This is a genomic window from Weissella kandleri, from assembly GCF_045504165.1.
Lineage (GTDB): Bacteria > Bacillota > Bacilli > Lactobacillales > Lactobacillaceae > Weissella > Weissella kandleri_A.
In genome coordinates this window covers 1-306 of sequence record NZ_JBJJNY010000036.1, presented here as the reverse complement: position 1 = coordinate 306, position 306 = coordinate 1, and the positions used below count along the sequence as shown (strand labels likewise).

The following is a 306-nucleotide window of genomic DNA, read 5'->3' as shown; positions in this document are numbered from 1 at the left end:
TAGTTAGTTGGTGAGGTAAAGGCTCACCAAGACGATGATGCATAGCCGAGTTGAGAGACTGATCGGCCACAATGGGACTGAGACACGGCCCATACTCCTACGGGAGGCAGCAGTAGGGAATCTTCCACAATGGACGAAAGTCTGATGGAGCAACGCCGCGTGTGTGATGAAGGGTTTCGGCTCGTAAAACACTGTTGTAAGAGAAGAATGACATTGAGAGTAACTGTTCAATGTGTGACGGTATCTTACCAGAAAGGAACGGCTAAATACGTGCCAGCAGCCGCGGTAATACGTATGTTCCAAGCG

At 49.7% G+C, this 306-nt stretch carries 1 rRNA gene; it reads left to right on the top strand.

The window, feature by feature from the left end:
- Positions 1 to 306, top strand: a 16S ribosomal RNA gene (locus ACJQWY_RS06910); the annotation flags it as partial.